General features: G+C 74.0%; 15 protein-coding genes. 2 read left to right on the top strand and 13 right to left on the bottom strand.

The genetic code is table 11. The annotated features are described in order from the left end of the window. Positions 1-142: 142 nt before the first annotated feature. Positions 143-1,087 (top strand): ring-cleaving dioxygenase, encoded by a 945-nt coding sequence (locus I5731_RS08670; RefSeq protein WP_197310956.1) that lies wholly within the window; start codon positions 143-145, stop codon positions 1,085-1,087. A gap of 30 nt (positions 1,088-1,117) precedes the next feature. On the opposite strand, the gene I5731_RS08665 is transcribed toward I5731_RS08670, so the two are convergent. Both I5731_RS08665 and I5731_RS08660 read right to left on the bottom strand, forming a co-directional pair. Further along, positions 1,118-1,900 (bottom strand): cobalt-precorrin-6A reductase, encoded by a 783-nt coding sequence (locus tag I5731_RS08665; RefSeq protein WP_197310955.1) that lies wholly within the window; start codon positions 1,898-1,900, stop codon positions 1,118-1,120. Beyond that, positions 1,897-2,262 carry a cupin domain-containing protein gene (locus I5731_RS08660; RefSeq protein ID WP_197310954.1) on the bottom strand — a complete coding sequence of 122 codons (366 nt, stop codon included), beginning with the start codon at positions 2,260-2,262 and terminating at the stop codon, positions 1,897-1,899. The genes I5731_RS08665 and I5731_RS08660 overlap by 4 nt, the downstream gene beginning before the upstream one ends. Before the next feature lie 299 nt (positions 2,263-2,561). Between I5731_RS08660 and I5731_RS08655 the strand changes: the two genes are divergently transcribed. Continuing rightward, positions 2,562-2,975 (top strand): hypothetical protein, encoded by a 414-nt coding sequence (locus I5731_RS08655; protein WP_197310953.1) that lies wholly within the window; start codon positions 2,562-2,564, stop codon positions 2,973-2,975. Between the two features lie 115 nt (positions 2,976-3,090). On the opposite strand, the gene I5731_RS08650 is transcribed toward I5731_RS08655, so the two are convergent. The 11 genes from I5731_RS08650 to moxG form a co-directional block, all read right to left on the bottom strand. Continuing rightward, a complete protein-coding gene (locus tag I5731_RS08650) occupies positions 3,091-5,970 on the bottom strand; it encodes a hypothetical protein (protein ID WP_197310952.1) in 2,880 nt (959 codons plus the stop codon). A 71-nt stretch (positions 5,971-6,041) separates the two neighbouring features. Next, a complete protein-coding gene (locus I5731_RS08645; RefSeq protein WP_197310951.1) occupies positions 6,042-6,512 on the bottom strand; it encodes a c-type cytochrome in 471 nt (156 codons plus the stop codon). Then, entirely contained in the window at positions 6,509-7,483 is a 975-nt protein-coding gene (locus tag I5731_RS08640) for a YncE family protein (protein WP_197310950.1), read from the bottom strand. The genes I5731_RS08645 and I5731_RS08640 overlap by 4 nt, the downstream gene beginning before the upstream one ends. A 17-nt stretch (positions 7,484-7,500) precedes the next feature. Next, positions 7,501-9,141 carry an SRPBCC family protein gene (locus I5731_RS20005; protein WP_328838444.1) on the bottom strand — a complete coding sequence of 547 codons (1,641 nt, stop codon included), beginning with the start codon at positions 9,139-9,141 and terminating at the stop codon, positions 7,501-7,503. Next, the gene (locus I5731_RS08625) at positions 9,141-9,758 is read right to left on the bottom strand and encodes an MxaK protein (protein ID WP_197310949.1); all 618 of its coding nucleotides are present in this window, start codon (positions 9,756-9,758) and stop codon (positions 9,141-9,143) included. Before I5731_RS08625 ends, I5731_RS20005 begins: the two co-directional genes overlap by 1 nt. Then, positions 9,755-10,780, bottom strand: coding sequence for a vWA domain-containing protein (locus I5731_RS08620; RefSeq protein ID WP_197310948.1), 1,026 nt, complete (start codon positions 10,778-10,780; stop codon positions 9,755-9,757). The genes I5731_RS08625 and I5731_RS08620 overlap by 4 nt, the downstream gene beginning before the upstream one ends. Beyond that, positions 10,777-11,679, bottom strand: a complete 903-nt coding sequence (locus I5731_RS08615; protein WP_197310947.1) for a nonribosomal peptide synthetase MxaA — start codon at positions 11,677-11,679, stop codon at positions 10,777-10,779. The genes I5731_RS08620 and I5731_RS08615 overlap by 4 nt, the downstream gene beginning before the upstream one ends. Beyond that, on the bottom strand, positions 11,679-12,560 hold the full coding sequence (locus I5731_RS08610) for a DUF58 domain-containing protein (protein ID WP_197310946.1): 882 nt from the start codon (positions 12,558-12,560) through the stop codon (positions 11,679-11,681). Before I5731_RS08610 ends, I5731_RS08615 begins: the two co-directional genes overlap by 1 nt. Beyond that, positions 12,557-13,627 carry an AAA family ATPase gene (locus tag I5731_RS08605; RefSeq protein WP_197310945.1) on the bottom strand — a complete coding sequence of 357 codons (1,071 nt, stop codon included), beginning with the start codon at positions 13,625-13,627 and terminating at the stop codon, positions 12,557-12,559. The genes I5731_RS08610 and I5731_RS08605 overlap by 4 nt, the downstream gene beginning before the upstream one ends. 284 nt (positions 13,628-13,911) lie before the next feature. Further along, entirely contained in the window at positions 13,912-14,205 is a 294-nt protein-coding gene (locus I5731_RS08600; RefSeq protein ID WP_197310944.1) for a methanol dehydrogenase [cytochrome c] subunit, read from the bottom strand. Positions 14,206-14,355: 150 nt separating this feature from the next. Next, on the bottom strand, positions 14,356-14,898 hold the full coding sequence (gene moxG / locus I5731_RS08595; protein ID WP_197310943.1) for a cytochrome c(L), periplasmic: 543 nt from the start codon (positions 14,896-14,898) through the stop codon (positions 14,356-14,358). Positions 14,899-14,926: the final 28 nt, after the last annotated feature.

The following is a 14,926-nucleotide window of genomic DNA, read 5'->3' as shown; positions in this document are numbered from 1 at the left end:
CATCGGCGATACTGCGACCGAAGCACCGCGGCCCCATCTGGGGCTGGAACCCGAAAAACACCCGCGCCGGCGTCCCCGCCGCCGCCAGACTGCGCGGACCGACCGGCGCCCACCGCCGGCCGGCCGCGCCGAGGAGCCCATCATGGCCGTCACCGACACCCGTTCCGGCATTCACCACGTCACCGCCATCGCCGGCCCGGCGCGGCGGAACCTCGACTTCTACACCCGCGTTCTCGGGCTGCGGCTGGTGAAGCGCACGGTGAACTTCGACGATCCGGGCACCTGGCACCTCTATTTCGGTGACGAGGCCGGCAGCCCGGGCTCGATCCTGACCTTCTTCCCCTGGCAGCACGCCGCCGCCGGACGGGCCGGGGTCGGCGAGACGCAGGAGACCCGGCTGCGCGTGCCCGAGGACGCGATCGGCTGGTGGCTGCACCGGCTGCTGGCGCAGGGCGTGCCGCACGACGCGCCCGTGCGCCTGTTCGGCGAGACGGTACTCGCCTTCCGCGATCCGGACGGCATGCGCCTCGCTCTCGTCGGACTGCCCGGCATCGGCGCCGAGCCGGCCTGGGCGACGGCGGAGGTTCCCGCCGAGGTTGCGATCCGCGGCCTCGCCGGCGTGACGCTGCTGCTCGAGCGCGCCGAAGCGACGGCGGCGATCCTCACCGACGTGCTCGGCTTCGCCGAGACCGGCCGCGAGGGCAGCGTGCTCAGGCTCGGCGCCCCCGGCACCACGCTCGGCGGCATCATTGACCTGCGCGCCGTCGGCGGCTTCCTGCCGCATCGCTTCGGGGCGGGCTCGGTGCACCATGTCGCCTTCCGCGCCGCCGACGACGCGGCGCAGGCGGCCATGGTCCGCCGCCTCGCCGAGGAGCACGGCCTCGGCACAACCGAGCAGAAGAACCGCGACTACTTCCGCTCGGTCTATTTCCGCGAGCCCGGCGGCGTGCTGTTCGAGATCGCCACCGACGCGCCCGGCTTCGCCGTCGACGAGCCCGCGGCCGATCTCGGCGGCGCGCTGAAGCTGCCCGCCTTCCTCGAAGGCCGGCGCGCCGCGATCGAGGGCGCCCTGCCCGCCCTCGACTGAGCAGCCCCTCGCCGCCGTGCCGTCCGGGCGTCAGCCCGCCGGCACGGCGGCGAGGACGGCGGCGAGCAGGCCGGCCGTGGTGGTGAAGAGCCGCCCGCCGGCCGGCGGCGGCGGCGCGACGAGCACGACCGGCAGGCCGAGCCGGCGCGCCGCGACGATCTTGCCGTAGGTGAGCGGCCCGCCGCTGTTCTTCGTCACCAGCACGTCGATGCGCTCCGCCGCAATCAGCGCCGCCTCCGCACCGGCGTCGAACGGCCCGCGCGCCAGCAGCAGCCGGTGATCGGGCAGCGGCACGCCGCCCTCCGGCGGATCGATCGACCGCACCAGATAGTGATGCTGCGGGGCCGCGGCGAAATCGGCGAGCCCGAGCCGGCCGATGGTGAGGAACACCCGCCGCGGCGCGGCACCGAGCGCCGCCACGGCCGCCGCATTGTCGCCGACCACCGTCCAGCGGTCGCCCGGCTCGGCCTGCCACGCCGGCCGCGCGAGGCGGAACAGCGGCACCCCGGTGGCGGCGGCCGCCGCGGCGGCGTTGGCCGAGATCCGCGCCGCGAAGGGATGGGTTGCGTCGACGAGAAGGTCGATCCGCTCGGCGGCGAGAAAGGCGGCGAGACCGTCCGCGCCGCCGAAGCCGCCGACGCGGGTCGGCAGCGCCTGGGGCCGCGGCTCGGCCGTGCGCCCGGCGAGCGAGATCAGCGCCGCGATGCCGGGCCGGCCGGAGAGATCGCGGGCGATGGCGTCCGCCTCGGCGGTGCCGCCGAGCAGCAGGATCCGCGGCGGCCGCCCGTCATCCGCTGCGGGCCATCCGGTCACGGCAGGCGGATCACGTAGAGCTTGCGGGTGGTTTCGACGACTTCCCAGAGGCCGGTGAAGCCGGGCCGGATTACGAAGCTGTCGCCGGCCGAAAGCCGGTGCGGCGCATCGACCCCGTCCTCGTGCAGCAGGCTGATGCCGGCGAGGATCGAGCAGAATTCCCACTCGTCGTAGGAGACACGCCAGATGCCCGGGGTCGCCTCCCAGACGCCGGAGAACACCTTGCCGTCGGGGGTCTCCTCGACGTTCCAGGTGCGGGTGCGCGGCTCACCCTTCACGACCTTTTCGGGGTCGGGCGCGCCGTCTTCGGGCACGACGGCCGCGAGGTCGAACGGCAGGTAGCGGGGGTCGGCGGCAGTCATGGCACGGCCCATCGATGCGGGTTGGACGGAGCCCGGAGGATAGGGGCTGCGCCCTGATGCGTCCAGAACGCAATCCTCCTCTGCACCTTGCACATGGCAGCAGCTGTCCGGCCGCAAGCCATCACGGTTTTGCGGCGCAAAACCGCCTCCGGCACTGGTGACGGCGCCCAAAACACGTCCGGAATTCAACGCATTGGTAAGAGTTGCGACCGCTCATCATATTGCATTGCGGCGCGCGATTCGTAAGGATCGTGGCCACACCTCAAACGCTCCTCCTCTTACGAATGCGGTCATTGGGCATGTCGCTCGCGCACGAACCGCTCGCCACGCTGGACCTGCGTCCGGAGCATGCCTCCGACGTCGGAACAGAACCGGCTTTTCTCCGTTCTATCAGCCATGAGCCAACCGCGGACGGCCCCGTCGCCGCGGTCCAATCCAGTTCCGAAGAGGCAGCCATGGTCGAATTCGTCCGGACCGCCGTCGTCCCACGTGCCTACTCCCTTGCCGCAGCCATCGCGCTGCGCGCCGCCCTGGTCGCTGCCCTCTGGGCCGCACTCGTGGTGGTTTTCACGCTGCTGTCGCTGTCGGCCTATGCCGCACTGCGTCATCCGATGCTGTTGACGATGCACGATCAGGCCGCGACCGTCGCGACCGTGATCGCCGCGATCGCCGCCGTGGCGTCGGTCTTCAGCCTGCGTCTCGACAGCGAATAAGGAAAAGGCCTGCGCGCCTTCCCCGTAGACCAGAGCCTTCGTCGTCGACATGAACCAGCCGGATCCGCGCGAAGCGAATCCGGCTTTGTCGTATCCGGCGCTCCGGTTTGCCGGCTCAGCACACCGCCGACAGGCGCGCGCGGTCGCCGTCGACCCCGAGGAAACTGAGGCGGCACGGTCGCCCGCCGGCTTCGACGTCCATCGGGAGGTCGCGGTCGAGGCTGGTCACCCGGCCGCCGGCGACGGCAATGCGCACCCCCGTCCGGCTCGGCGCGATCATGTCGAGGCGAACCGGCAGCAGGCCGCCGAACAGCGACGCCGTCTCGCCCCAGCCGAGTACGACCTCCTCGGTTCCCGCCGCACCGGCAGCCGACCCGCCGCAGTCGACGGTCACCGTCGCCCGCCCCGCCGCAGCGCCATCCGCGCCGATGCCGGCGAAGCTCGCCGCGCAGTCAGCGCCGTCCACCGTGACGGCCAGCGGCTCGCCCGCTTCCAGCGTGCGCAGCCCCGCGCCGAGGTCGAGCCGGATCGCGTCGCCGCGCGGCGCGATCATCGACAGGGTCAGCGTCAGCCGGCCGTCCAGCACCGGCGTCGGCCGGCCGTAACCGAGCTCGATCGTCTCGCGCGCCGTCGTCAGCGGCGCCCGGGTAAAGGCGCCGGCATCGCAGGCGGCCTCGACCCCGGCCACCCGCCGGGTCGAGCCGGCGACCCGCACGTCGGGCGCGGGGGCCAACGTCAGCACGCATTTGCCCTGGCCGACCGCCACCGACAGCGGCCGCGCCCGCTCCAGCGTCATCAGTGGCCCCTGCGCCACCTTGAGCCGCAGCGCCTCGCCATCGGGCGACAGCATGGAAGCGGCGAGCGGCAGGCGCCCGCCGAACAGCGTCGCCGTGCCGCCCGTCGAAAGGCTCGCCGTCTCCGTCGCGACCGGCACGAAGGGATCGGCCTCCAGCGCCGCCGCGTCGCAGGCGGCGCGGATCGACGCCCGCCCGCCCTCGGGGCCGAGATAGGCGAGTTCGCAGCGCCCCGCGCCGGTCGGTATGGAGACCGGCTCCCCGCGCTCCACGGTCCGCAGGGCGCCGCCGTTCAGCGCCAGCCGCAGCGCCTCGCCGTCCGGCGAGATCATCGAGAGCTTCAGCGTCGCGCGCCCGCCGAGCAGCCGGCGCTCGGCGCCGGGGGCGAGCAGCACGGTCTCGGCCGCCTCGGGGATCAGCAGGTTGGAGGCGAGCGCCGCCCGGTCGCACACCGCGCGCAGCGCCGCCCCGGCGTCGCGGGCACCGAGGAACTCGACCGAGCAGAGCCCGTCGCCATAGGTCATCAGCACCGGCCGGGCGCGCTCCAGCGTCCTGAGCTCCGCCTCGTTGACCGCGAGCCGCACCGCCGCGCCGTCGGGCGCCAGCAACGAGAGCCGGAGTTTCACCTTGCCGCCGAGCAGCGGCCGGGTGGCGCCGACGCCGAGGACCGCCACCTCCTGCTCCGCCGCGACCAGGATGCGCGAGGCCATCGCCGCCTCGTCACAGCGCGCGCGGATACGGGCGCCGGTGCCATCGCGCCCGAGGAACTCCGCCGTGCACTGGCCGTCGCCGACCGGGATCTCCGCCATGGCGCCGCGCGCCAAGGTCGAGAGCGGCGCGTCGTTGACCTGGAGCCGCAACGCCTCGCCGTCCGGCGAGATCATCGACAGCTTCAGCCGGACCCGTTCGCCGAGCAGGCTCGCCGGCAGATTGGGCTGCAGGATCACCCGCGCCGTGTTGGCGTCGCCGCTGCCGCGGGCAATCACGCCGGGCCCGGCCGTCTGGCCGTTGCAGGCGGCGGTGACCAGCACGGCGTCGCCCTCGCCGGGCCGCAGGCCGATGGCGCACACCGTGCCCCCGGCCGTGACCGGCACCGACTGGCCGACCGCGACCGGCTGCAGCACGCCGCCGCCGACCGAAAGCCGCGCCCCGCCGCCGGCGAGCTTCGAGCCGACGTAGACCTCGAGTTGCTCGTCGAGGAACGACACCGTCTCGCCGACCCGCGCGGCGGTGCCGAGATACGGCGCGAGATCGGCTGCGATCCGGGCGTCGCTCGCGAGCCGCGCGCCTGTCGCGCCGTTGCAGGCGACCGCCAGCCGGACGAGCCGGCCGGTCATGTCGCGGCCCGGCCGCTGCGCCTGCGACGGATCGAGGCCGAGGAAGGACACGGCGCAGCTGTCCACGCCGGCGATGAACGGCATCGGCGTCGCTTCCTCCAGCGTCACCAGCGGCCCGCCGGCGACGTTGACCCTGAGCGCCCCGCCGCTCGGCGCGATCATCGACACCTTGATCTCGACCCCGGGCGCAAAGCGCACCGTGTCGCCCGGACGCACCCGGCGCTCGGGCGAGGTCACCGCCGGGCCGGTGCTCGTCGGCGCCGTCGCCAGCGCGCCGCATTGTGCCTCGATGTCAGCGAGCCCGCCAATGAGGCCGAGGTAGACGAGGCGGCAGGATTCCGACCCGAGGCGGATGTCGATCGACTGGCCGCGCGTGATCGTGTCGGGCGCGGCGTCGCCGAGCTGCAGCACGACGGCCCGGCCGCCGTCGACGATCTCGGCAAGGCGCGGCTGCAGCCGGCCGCCGAGCAGCGGCGCGCGCTCAGCCACAGCGAGCCGGACCCGCGCGTCGGACAGCCGCCGCTGCACGGGGGCCGGCTCCGCCGCGCGGGGCGCGGCGGCCTGCGGCGGCGTCGCCGTCGCGGTGACCGGGTCGGACGACCGGCCGGCGAGCAGCGCCAGCATCGCGACGACGATCAGCGCGATCACGCCGACCGCGGCGAGCAGCAGCCAGCCGGCCGGCGTGATCGGTCGCCGGCCGGGCAGCAGGCCGGACATCGGCACCAGGCCGGCGAGACGGGGACGCCGGGCAACGCCGGGCACGGCGCCGAGCAGCCCCTGCAGCCCCGCCAGCACCCTGCCGCGTGCCGGCACCGCCTTCGCCGCCGCGAACCCCAGATTCCGGATCTGCGCGATCACGCCCATGTCCCCCACTCCGCATGCTTGATACCCGGACGGGCTACGCGGGCCTCCCTGCCCGCGCGGCCCGTCCGCCGTCATTCCGCCGCGCGGTACCTCGCGTGGCAGCTGTCGCAGGTCGCGGCATAGGCGTCGAAGGCGAACGCGAAGGCGTCGCCGCCCTGCTCCGCCGCGAACACGAGTTGCACCGCCGCCTGCTCGAGCGCGGTGAAGCCGGCGCGGAACGCTTCGGGCTCGCGCCAGACCGCCGGCAGGGCGCCGCTCTTCATGCCGCTGCTCGAGTCGGGAAACAGCCCGGGCAGCACCGCCGCCGCCTCGATCACCGGCAGCATCGCCGCGCGCACCGCCGCGGCATCGATCTCGGTCTTGCCCTGCGCCATCTCGCGCGGGATCCTGGTCGCCCGCACCACCGACACCATCAGCCGCTGCCGCGCCTCGACCGGGTCGGCGGCGCGGAGCAGCGACGGTGGCGGCAGCACGGCGATCAGGCCGGCGAGGCCGAGGGCGGCGGCGGCGCGGCGCGCCCGGGTGCCGATCAAACGCGTCATGGGGTTGCCTCCGCTGCGGCTTCTGCCTGCCGCGCCGCAACAACGGCGAGCGCCCGCGGCCCGGCCGCGACCTCCACCGCCCGCACCGCGCCGGTGCTGATGTCGACCAGCGAGACGCTGTCGGAAAACCAGTTGGCGACCGCGACCGTGCGCCCGTCCGGCAGCGCGGCGATGCCTTCGGGATAGTCGCCGACCTTGAACGCCGCCCCGGTTTCCAGCGTGCCGGGATCGACCTCGACGATGCGGCCGCCCTCCTGGTCGACCACGACGACGGTGCTGTTCGAGGCGAGCACCGCGACGCCGTAGGGCATGCCGCCGATCGCCACCCGCGCTTCCTCGCGCCCGCCGGCGAGATCGACGACCGAAAGGTCGCCGCTCTGTACATTGGCAACAAAGAGCCGGGCGCGGTCGGTGGAGAGCGCCGCCGCGAACGGCGCCCGGCCGACCGCGACGGTGCCCGTCACCGTGAAGCCGGCGAGCTCGATGATCGAGACCTGGTCGCTCTCCCGGTCGATGCTGTAGGCGAGACCCGCCGCAGGATCGACGACGACCGCCGACGGCGCCGCGCCGACCGCGACGCTGCGCAGCACCGTGCCGGCCACGGTGTCGATCTCGAGCACGCGGTCGCGGTCCCAGTCGGCCGCGAGCAGCCTGTCCGGCCCGGCGAAGGCGAGCCCGAACGGCTGGCCGCCCACCTCGATCCGCGCCGTCACCGCGCCGCTTTCGAGATCGACCAGCGCGATCCGGCCGAGATCGGCATGGCTCACCGCCACGCTTTGCCCATCCGGCGCCACCGCGAGCCCGCCCGGCGCGGGGTCGAGCGCGATCATGCGCGGCTCGCCCTCGCCGGCGGGATCCGTCGCCGTCAGCGTTGCCCCGCCCTGGCTCAGCACGACGAGCTGCGGCTCGGCCCGGGCAGCCCCGAGCCAGGCCGCCAGCAGGAGGCTGGCGAGCGGCAGGGCCGCGGACAAATAGGCGCCTCGGCGTCTCATTCGAGCGTCGCCTTCAGGCCGGCGAGGCCGGTCTCGAAGAAGGCCGTCATCGCCGCCACCGCGGCGGCATCGTTGAGGTCGTCGGGCGGGAAGTTGCCGGTGTCGCCGCGATAGAAGCGGCCTTGCCAGTCGACCCGGCAGCCCTGGCCGTCCTCACTGCGCGTGGTGGCGATCTTCGCCGTGTAGAAGCTCACCGGCAGCGCCTTCAGGTTCTCTTTCGACAGCCGGTACGAGAGCGACTGCCCGGCGCCGTCGACGTCGTCGATCCGCTCGGTGATGCTCTCGCCGTTCGCCAGCGTCAGCGTGCGGGTGACGCCCGGCTCGCTGGCGCCGGTCGCCTCGACGGCGGCAACGTCCGGATGCCATTTGCCGATCGAGCCGAAGTCGCGCAGCGTCGACCAGACGAGTTCGCACGGCACGGCGAGCTCGATCGCCTGATCCACCTTCTGCGGCGTCGGCCCATGCGCGGCGGCGGGGCCGACGGCGGCGAGGACGAAGCCGGCGGCGGCGCAGGCGACGAACAGGCCGGCGGCGCGGGTGGCGGGAGACTCGGTACGCGAAACACTGGAATGCACGTGATCACCTCTGTCTGGAGAGCGGAGCAGGTCGGGGGAGCGGACAACAGCCGCCCGGCGCGGTCGCCGCCGGCCGAGCGCGACGAGATAGGCGACGGCGAGCGCGGCGAGCGCCGCTCCGCCGGGGAGGAACGAGACGTCCGCGACGGTGACGACCTGGCGCGGCCGGGCGTTGGCCGCGATCGCCGCGACGAGGCCGGCGGCGTCCGCGGGGCGCGCGAAGCCGAGCCCGGTCGCCGCGGCGAGCTCGCCGAGATAGGTCGCGCGCAGGGCGGTCAGATGTTCGCCGCCGCCGTCGGGGAGTTCGCCGTAGGGATTGTTGCGCGGATGCCACCCGGGCCGGTTCTCGGCGCCGGGCGGCGGCGGACCGACGCGAGATTCATGCGGCACGTCGGCCTGGCTGAAGAAGCCGACCTCGCGGCCGCGGTCGTCGAACTTCGGGATCGGCACCGGCGTGTCGCCGCCGATGCCGGCGATCAGCCCGCCGACCGCGCCGGGGCGGCCGACGAAGCGTGGGCCGCCGGTCCACGGCAGCGGCGGCGCCTCCTGCCCGTCGGTCAGGAACACGAGGTCGGTGGTCCGCGCGTCGACGCCGGGCGCGACGGCCAGCATCTCCAGCGTGTTGTGGAGCCCGTCGGCGATCCGGCTGTCGCCCTCCCAGGCCATGCGCCAGTCGAGCGCGCGGATCGTGGCGGCGACCGGCGCGAAATTCTCGCAGACCTCGACGGGCTCGAAGAGCACGAAGGGCCGCCGCTCGGTGAAGAGGGCGAGCCCGGCGCGCGAGCCGCAGGGGAGCTGCTCCAGCGTGCCGACGAGCAGGCCGCGCACGAAGCCGAGCCGGCTCTCGGGCTGGCCGTTCGCCGTATAGTCGCGGGCGTTCATCGAGCCGGTGACGTCGACGACGAACATCAGATCGTAGGCAACGCGCTCGCGCGGCCACAGCGGCCGGAGCGCCGCGACCACCGCGAGCAGCAGCGCGGCGAAGAGCAGCAGCGCGCGCGCATCGGCGAACCTGCGCAGCACGGCGCCGCCGCGGCGGCCGGAGGGTGTCGGCGCGGCCATCAAGGCAGCCCCTTCGGCAGGCCGGGCAGATCGGTCCACACCTTCTTCGGCTGCGCTTCCGGGTCGTCCTCGCCCTCCTGCTCGGCCGAGGGGAAATCGCGCACCAGCCGGCTGGCGATGTCGAGATTGACCTTCGCGTCGAACGCACCGGGATCGAGCCGCAGCGACGCCCGATAGGCGTCTTTTGCGAGGCGGACGTTGGCGGCGGCGCCATCGACGTCCTGCCGGTCGATGGCGTCGAAGCCGTCGCGCAGGCGGCGGTTGCCGATGTCGTACCAGAGCGCCGCGAGCGCCTTCACGTCGCCGGTGCCCGTCATCGGCGCCACCAGCGCCTCTGCCGACGTGGCACCGGCGTAGCGCAGCAGGAACTGAGCCCGCGCCCGGATCAGCTCCGGCCCGGCATCGGCCGGAATCGCAAGGTCGCGGCCGGCGACGAGACCGCGGATCAGGGCGTTCTCCTGCCGCGCGGCGACGAGCAGGGAACCGAGGGTCGCCGTGCCGAGCAGCGCGAGGACGAGGACGGCGGGCCAGACCGGCGTGCCGAGATCGCGCGGCAGCAGCCGGCGCGGCGCAAAACCGCGCGGGCGAGCGCCGGTATCGAGCGTGCCGAGGCTCACAGCCCCCCCTCCCGCCGCTTCAGCGCCGGCAAGGGCGGGCCGGCCGGCACCAGCGGCCGTTCGGCGAGACGTGCAGCGAGCAGGGCGGCGAGCAGCACGGCGGCGCCGGCATAGAACGCCCACGCGAGCGGCTGGCGCGGCAGCTCCTCGACATAGGCGATCGGCCGCGTTTCCAGCCGGTCGATCTCGCCGATCGCCTCGGCGATCGCCTCCGGGCTTTCCGCCTCGAAGGCGCGGTAGGGGATGCCGAGCCGGCCGAGGAACAGATGCAGGTGCCGCTCGGGCCGCGCCTGCGGCGTGTCGTCGGACTTCGAGGCGGGGGTCTCGAAGAGGCCCGGGCTGCCCATGGTGCGGATGAACAGCCAGTAGAGGTTGACCGGCTCGCGCGCCACCTGCTGGCGCAGGAGGTCCTGCACCTCCATGCCGATCACGCCGGCGCCGTCGGAGACGAGCACCACCGCGCGCGCCTCCCCCAGCGTCTCCGGCCCGAACTGCCCGAAGGCGAGGGCAAGGCCGCGGCCGACGTCGGTGTGGGCGAGGCCCGGCCGGTCGATCGCCGCGATCGCGCCGCGCACGGCGTCGAGGTGGTCGGTGATCGGCAGCACCTGCATCGGCGAGGTCGAGAAGGCAGCGACGCCGATGCGGTCGTGCGGCCGCCGGCTGGCGAAATCGACCAGCAGGCGCTTCGCCACCGCCGACTTCGAATCCTCGGCCCCGTCCGGCGCGCGGCCCGCAAAGCTGTTGTCCATGCTCGACGAGCGGTCGATCAGCAGCACGATGTTGGCGCCCTGCCCCTGCCGGGTCACGCTGCCGCCGCCGGCGAACGGCCCGGCGAGCGCGACCACCAGCGTGGCGATCGCCGCGATGCCGGCAAGGCGCAGGCCGGCGCTGACCCAGCGCGACAGGGGGTCGGGCGGGGTGAGGCCGAGGGCCGGATGCGCCGACGGCCGCTCGGGGCGCAGCAGCAGCGGCAGCAGCGCGAGGACGAGGAGGACGAGGAGCAGCGGGCGCTCGAAGCTCATGCCGCGCCTCCCCGCTCGATCGCCGCGAGCCGCTTGGCGAGGCCGGCGAGCCGCGCCCGGTCGAAGTCGAGCCCGGCGTCGCCCCGACTGAAGAACAGCTGGCGCGAGGCGGTGAAGAAGGCGGCGGTCTCGACCAGCGCGCCGCGGAACGCCGGCCGCCGGGCGAGGAAATCGCCGATGTCCTCGCCCAGCATGCGCCGGCCGAAGCTCGCGTCGAAGGCGCGGTGCAGGGCGGCAAAGCCCGGCTTCAGCCCCGCGCCGCCGGTGTCCGCTGGCAGCCGGGCGATGACGCCGGCGGCGGCGGCGAACGGCCGGTCGCGGCGGCGGAACGGCCACCACGCCCGGTGATGCGCGAGCCCGGTGACCGAGAGCAGCGCCAGCGCGGCCGCCGCCAGCGTGCCGACCTGCAGCGGCCGCGTGTCGGCGAGGGCGAGCGGCACGTTCGGCCGCATCGCCGCCGGCACCGTCGGCGCCATGATCTCGCGCAGCGGCGCCGTGACGAAGCGCCAGGCCGGCACCGTCACGGTGACGGGGCCGTCCGGTCCACTGAAGCCGACGGTCGCCGCCGGCACCACCAGCTGCTTCGGCTCCAGCGGCGCGTAGAAGGTCTGGTAGGTGAGGCGGAGGTCGAACGCGGTCCGCCCCGGCCCGGCGTCGCCGGCCGGCTCCACCACGACCGCGACGAGGTCGAGCCAATAGTCGATCGGCCGCGGCCGCGGCAGTGCCGCCGTGTCGACGGCGAGCCCGGCGTCGACCTCGATGCGCACCCGCGCGCCGAGCTGGTCGCCCATCCACCAGCCGTGCCCGCGCGGCGGCTCCAGCACGACACGCGGCTCGGCCGCGGCCGCCGGGGCGACGCCGGTGAGCAACAGGAGCAGGCCGGTGCCGACGGCGCGCATCACCCCGGCCCTCCGAGCACCAGCGCCTCGAAGAAGGCGTCGGCGTCGAGCTGGTCGACGATGTCGATCGGCGCCGTGTCGTGGCGCGAGAACACCGCATCGACCGCCGCGGCATGCGCCGCCGCCGCGGCGCGGAACGCCGCCGCGAGCTTCGGGCGCATCAGCACCAGCCGGCGGCGACGCTGCTCGAGATCGAACAGCTCGACGAGGCCGAACGCCGGCAGCGGCGCGTCGACGGCGCCGTCGACGAGGCGGATCGGCCGCACGTCGTGCACGGCGAGGGCGCCGAGCAACGCGTCGAGGATCTCGGGCGAAAAGCTGAAGTCGGAGACGATGAAGACGACGGCCCGGCGCGGCGGGATCAGTTCGGCGGCCGCGATCAACCCACTGATGCCGGCGCCCGCGGGTTCGGCGGCGGCGACGGCGGCGGCGATCTCAACGCCGATACCGCGCCGGCGCACCGCCGGCAGGATGCCGCCGTCGCGGATCGTCGCGCCGGCCATCAGCAGGCCGACCCGGTCGCCGGAGCGCTCGGCCGCGCGCGCGAGCCCGCCGGCGATGAGCGCGGCGAGCGCCGGCCGGTCGGCGCGGCCCGAGATCGCCATCGAGCCCGAACGGTCGACGAGGATGTACATCGCGGCAGCGACATCCTGCCGGAACCGCCGCACCAGCACCGTGCCGACGGGATCGCGCAGCGAAGCGCGCAGGTCGATGCGGCGCGCATCGGGATGGTCGATGAGAGATGCATAGCCGGCAAATGACCCGCCGGCGCCGGGGTTCCGCCCGCGGTGCCGACCTGGCATCCAGCCGCCGAGGCGGCCGCGCGCGGCGACCGCGACGTCGGCGAGCACCTCGATGTCGGCGGCCGCGATCTCGGTCATAGCCGGGCTCCGCGCTGCGCCGCTGCCGGCGCCCGCGGCGTCGGCACCTTCGCGAACACCGCGTCGCACAGGGCCGGCACCAGCGCCTCGCGGCGGCGCTCGTAGACCGGGGCGAGGAAGACGCGGTGCGCCATCACCGCCGGGAACACGGCGCGCAGGTCGTCGGGGATCACGAAGTCGCGGCCCTCGATGAAGGCCCGCGCCCGGGCCGCCCGCACCAGCGTCGACACGCCGCGCGGGCTCGCGCCGCCCTGAACCAGCCGGTCCATCGCGACGCCGTTGAGCTCGATGCCGGCGTCCGCCGGATGCTTCAGCGCCTCCCAGAGCGCGAAGACATAGGCCTCGATCTCGTCGCCGGCGTGCACCTCGCGCTGGATCGCCCGGGCGACGCCGTCGAGCCGGCGGTAGTCGAGCAGCCCCTCGGGGAGCGCCGCCACCAGCGCGTCGGCGTCGTGGAAGCGGTTGTCGAAGACGAGCCGGCGCCGCACTTCCGGGTCGGCCGGCGCATCGACGGGAATTTCCATGAAGAAGCGGTCGCGCGCCGCCGCCGGCAGCTCGAAGGTCTCCTCGCGCTCGACGCGGTTGCGGTCGGCGAACACCTGCAGGTGCGGAAACGACCACTCGCGCTGGAAGGCGGTCAGCGTGCGTTCGGCCATGGCGCGCAGCAGCAGTGCGTGCACCTGCGGCCGGGCGCGGTTGATCTCGTTGAAGAAGAACACGGCGAGGTCGGCGCCGTGCCGCAGCATCGGCCCGGGCTCCATGCGCGGCCGCCCGTCTTCGGCGACGAAGGCCGCATAGACGAGGTCGGTCGGCATCAGGTCGACGGTGCCCTCGATACGCTCGTAGGGGCCGCCGACGAGCCGGGCCACCGCCCGGAGCAGCGTCGTCTTGCCGACGCCGACATCGCCCTGCAGCAAGACGTGGCCGCGGCAGAACACGGCCAGCGTCACCAGCCGGATCGTCGCGTCCTGGCCGACGACGGCCCCGGCGAGCGCCGTCTCGAAGGCGAGCGCGCGGTCGCGCCATTCGCCGAGATCGACCGGCCCGGCATCGCGAAACTCATACATCATCCGTCACCTGAGCCGGCGGGCGCGCCGGCGATCGAGGTCGAGGCGCGGGGGCAGCTGTCCAACCCGCGGGAATTCGGGAGCGAGACGCCCGGGCTCGCGGCCTGGCGTTTCGGTGGTCTAGGGAGGACGTCGGAAACCCTTGAGTAGGCCCCCCGACCGGGCGTCTCGCTCACGGCGGCCGGCGGATGCGGGCGAGGCGAACCGGGTGAGGGATCCGGTCCGCGGCATCCGCCGGCGCGCGGCAGGTGGCCGGGCGGATGGCTCCGCGCCGGCCGAACGCTTTACTCGGCGGGAATTTCCTCGACGTCGTAGACCCACTCGCCGGTCTTCTTGAAATGGGCGACGCGCTGGGCGTTGCGCGCCTCCATGCCCTTGATCGATTCCGACTGCTTGTTGAGCTCCATCGGGTCGTGCTGCGGGTCGTATTTCGAACCGGCGACCTGATCCGGGTAGCCCGGCTTCGGCTCCCAGCAGTTGCCCGGCGCGCGGCAGTTGGTGCCGTCGTAGGCGAGGGCCGGGGCGGCGGCGAAGCAGCCGGCGACGAGGGCGGCGGCGGCGAAAGCGGCGATCTTCATGGTGTTTCCCCCAAGGGTTCGGTCGACGGCTCGTTGGTTCCGGCGCGTCGTCGCGGTGCCGGTGGACGGTCGGCGCGGCCGGGCACCTCGGCCGCGCCGGTCTTCGACCCGGCGGCCCGCCGCTGCGGCGGGCGCCCGGTCGTCGCTTGCTCACCCGTCGTTCGGATCGGGGTGGGTCTTCGGGAAGGGCTTGAAGTTCGCCTTCTGCTCCGGCGTCAGCCAGCGCGCGGTTTCAGGCTTCCCGGTGTAGATGTGACGGACCCAGGCCATGCCGAGCAGCATCTCGTCGAGCGTCAGGTGGCCGTACTGCGGCCCCATCTGGCCTTGCGCGCCGCCGAAGATGATCCGGAACAGGCCGGCGTCGGTCTTGCCGTCCGGATAGGTCCAGTAGCTGTCGTTGAGACCGGGACCGATCTTGCCCTCGCCGTGGTGGCCGTGGCAGCCCGAGCAGGCGGTGAGGTAGACCTCCTCGCCCTGCGGCAGGACGTCGGGGTTCTCGTTGTAGATGTTGACGCCCGTCTCGAAGAAGGTCTTCACCGCTTCGGTGTCGCGCCCGTCCTCGAGCGCATAGCTGAGGTCGAGCTGCTCGCCGGTGACGACATTGAACAGCGGCACCGCGCTGGCGAAGGCCGTCACCGCGAAACCTGCTGCGGCGACGGTGAAGACGAGCGGCCTCAGTCCCGGATACTTCATGTGGTTCTGCCCTGGATCTGTACGGAAG

The organism is Methylobrevis albus (assembly GCF_015904235.1).
GTDB classification, from domain to species: domain Bacteria; phylum Pseudomonadota; class Alphaproteobacteria; order Rhizobiales; family Pleomorphomonadaceae; genus Methylobrevis_A; species Methylobrevis_A albus.
The sequence above is the reverse complement of the archived record's forward strand: the minus strand, read 5'-3'. Positions and strand labels throughout refer to the sequence as shown.

Coding starts and splice junctions, on each gene's coding strand:
- I5731_RS08645 (WP_197310951.1), bottom strand. CDS start 6,512: ATGACGCGTTTGATCGGCACCCGGGCGCGCCGCGCCGCCGCCGCCCTC.
- I5731_RS08655 (WP_197310953.1), top strand. CDS start 2,562: ATGTCGCTCGCGCACGAACCGCTCGCCACGCTGGACCTGCGTCCGGAG.
- I5731_RS08615 (WP_197310947.1), bottom strand. CDS start 11,679: ATGCGCGCCGTCGGCACCGGCCTGCTCCTGTTGCTCACCGGCGTCGCC.
- I5731_RS08650 (WP_197310952.1), bottom strand. CDS start 5,970: ATGGGCGTGATCGCGCAGATCCGGAATCTGGGGTTCGCGGCGGCGAAG.
- I5731_RS08610 (WP_197310946.1), bottom strand. CDS start 12,560: ATGACCGAGATCGCGGCCGCCGACATCGAGGTGCTCGCCGACGTCGCG.
- I5731_RS08600 (WP_197310944.1), bottom strand. CDS start 14,205: ATGAAGATCGCCGCTTTCGCCGCCGCCGCCCTCGTCGCCGGCTGCTTC.
- I5731_RS08620 (WP_197310948.1), bottom strand. CDS start 10,780: ATGAGCTTCGAGCGCCCGCTGCTCCTCGTCCTCCTCGTCCTCGCGCTG.
- moxG (WP_197310943.1), bottom strand. CDS start 14,898: ATGAAGTATCCGGGACTGAGGCCGCTCGTCTTCACCGTCGCCGCAGCA.
- I5731_RS08605 (WP_197310945.1), bottom strand. CDS start 13,627: ATGTATGAGTTTCGCGATGCCGGGCCGGTCGATCTCGGCGAATGGCGC.
- I5731_RS08670 (WP_197310956.1), top strand. CDS start 143: ATGGCCGTCACCGACACCCGTTCCGGCATTCACCACGTCACCGCCATC.
- I5731_RS20005 (WP_328838444.1), bottom strand. CDS start 9,141: ATGGCCGCGCCGACACCCTCCGGCCGCCGCGGCGGCGCCGTGCTGCGC.
- I5731_RS08660 (WP_197310954.1), bottom strand. CDS start 2,262: ATGACTGCCGCCGACCCCCGCTACCTGCCGTTCGACCTCGCGGCCGTC.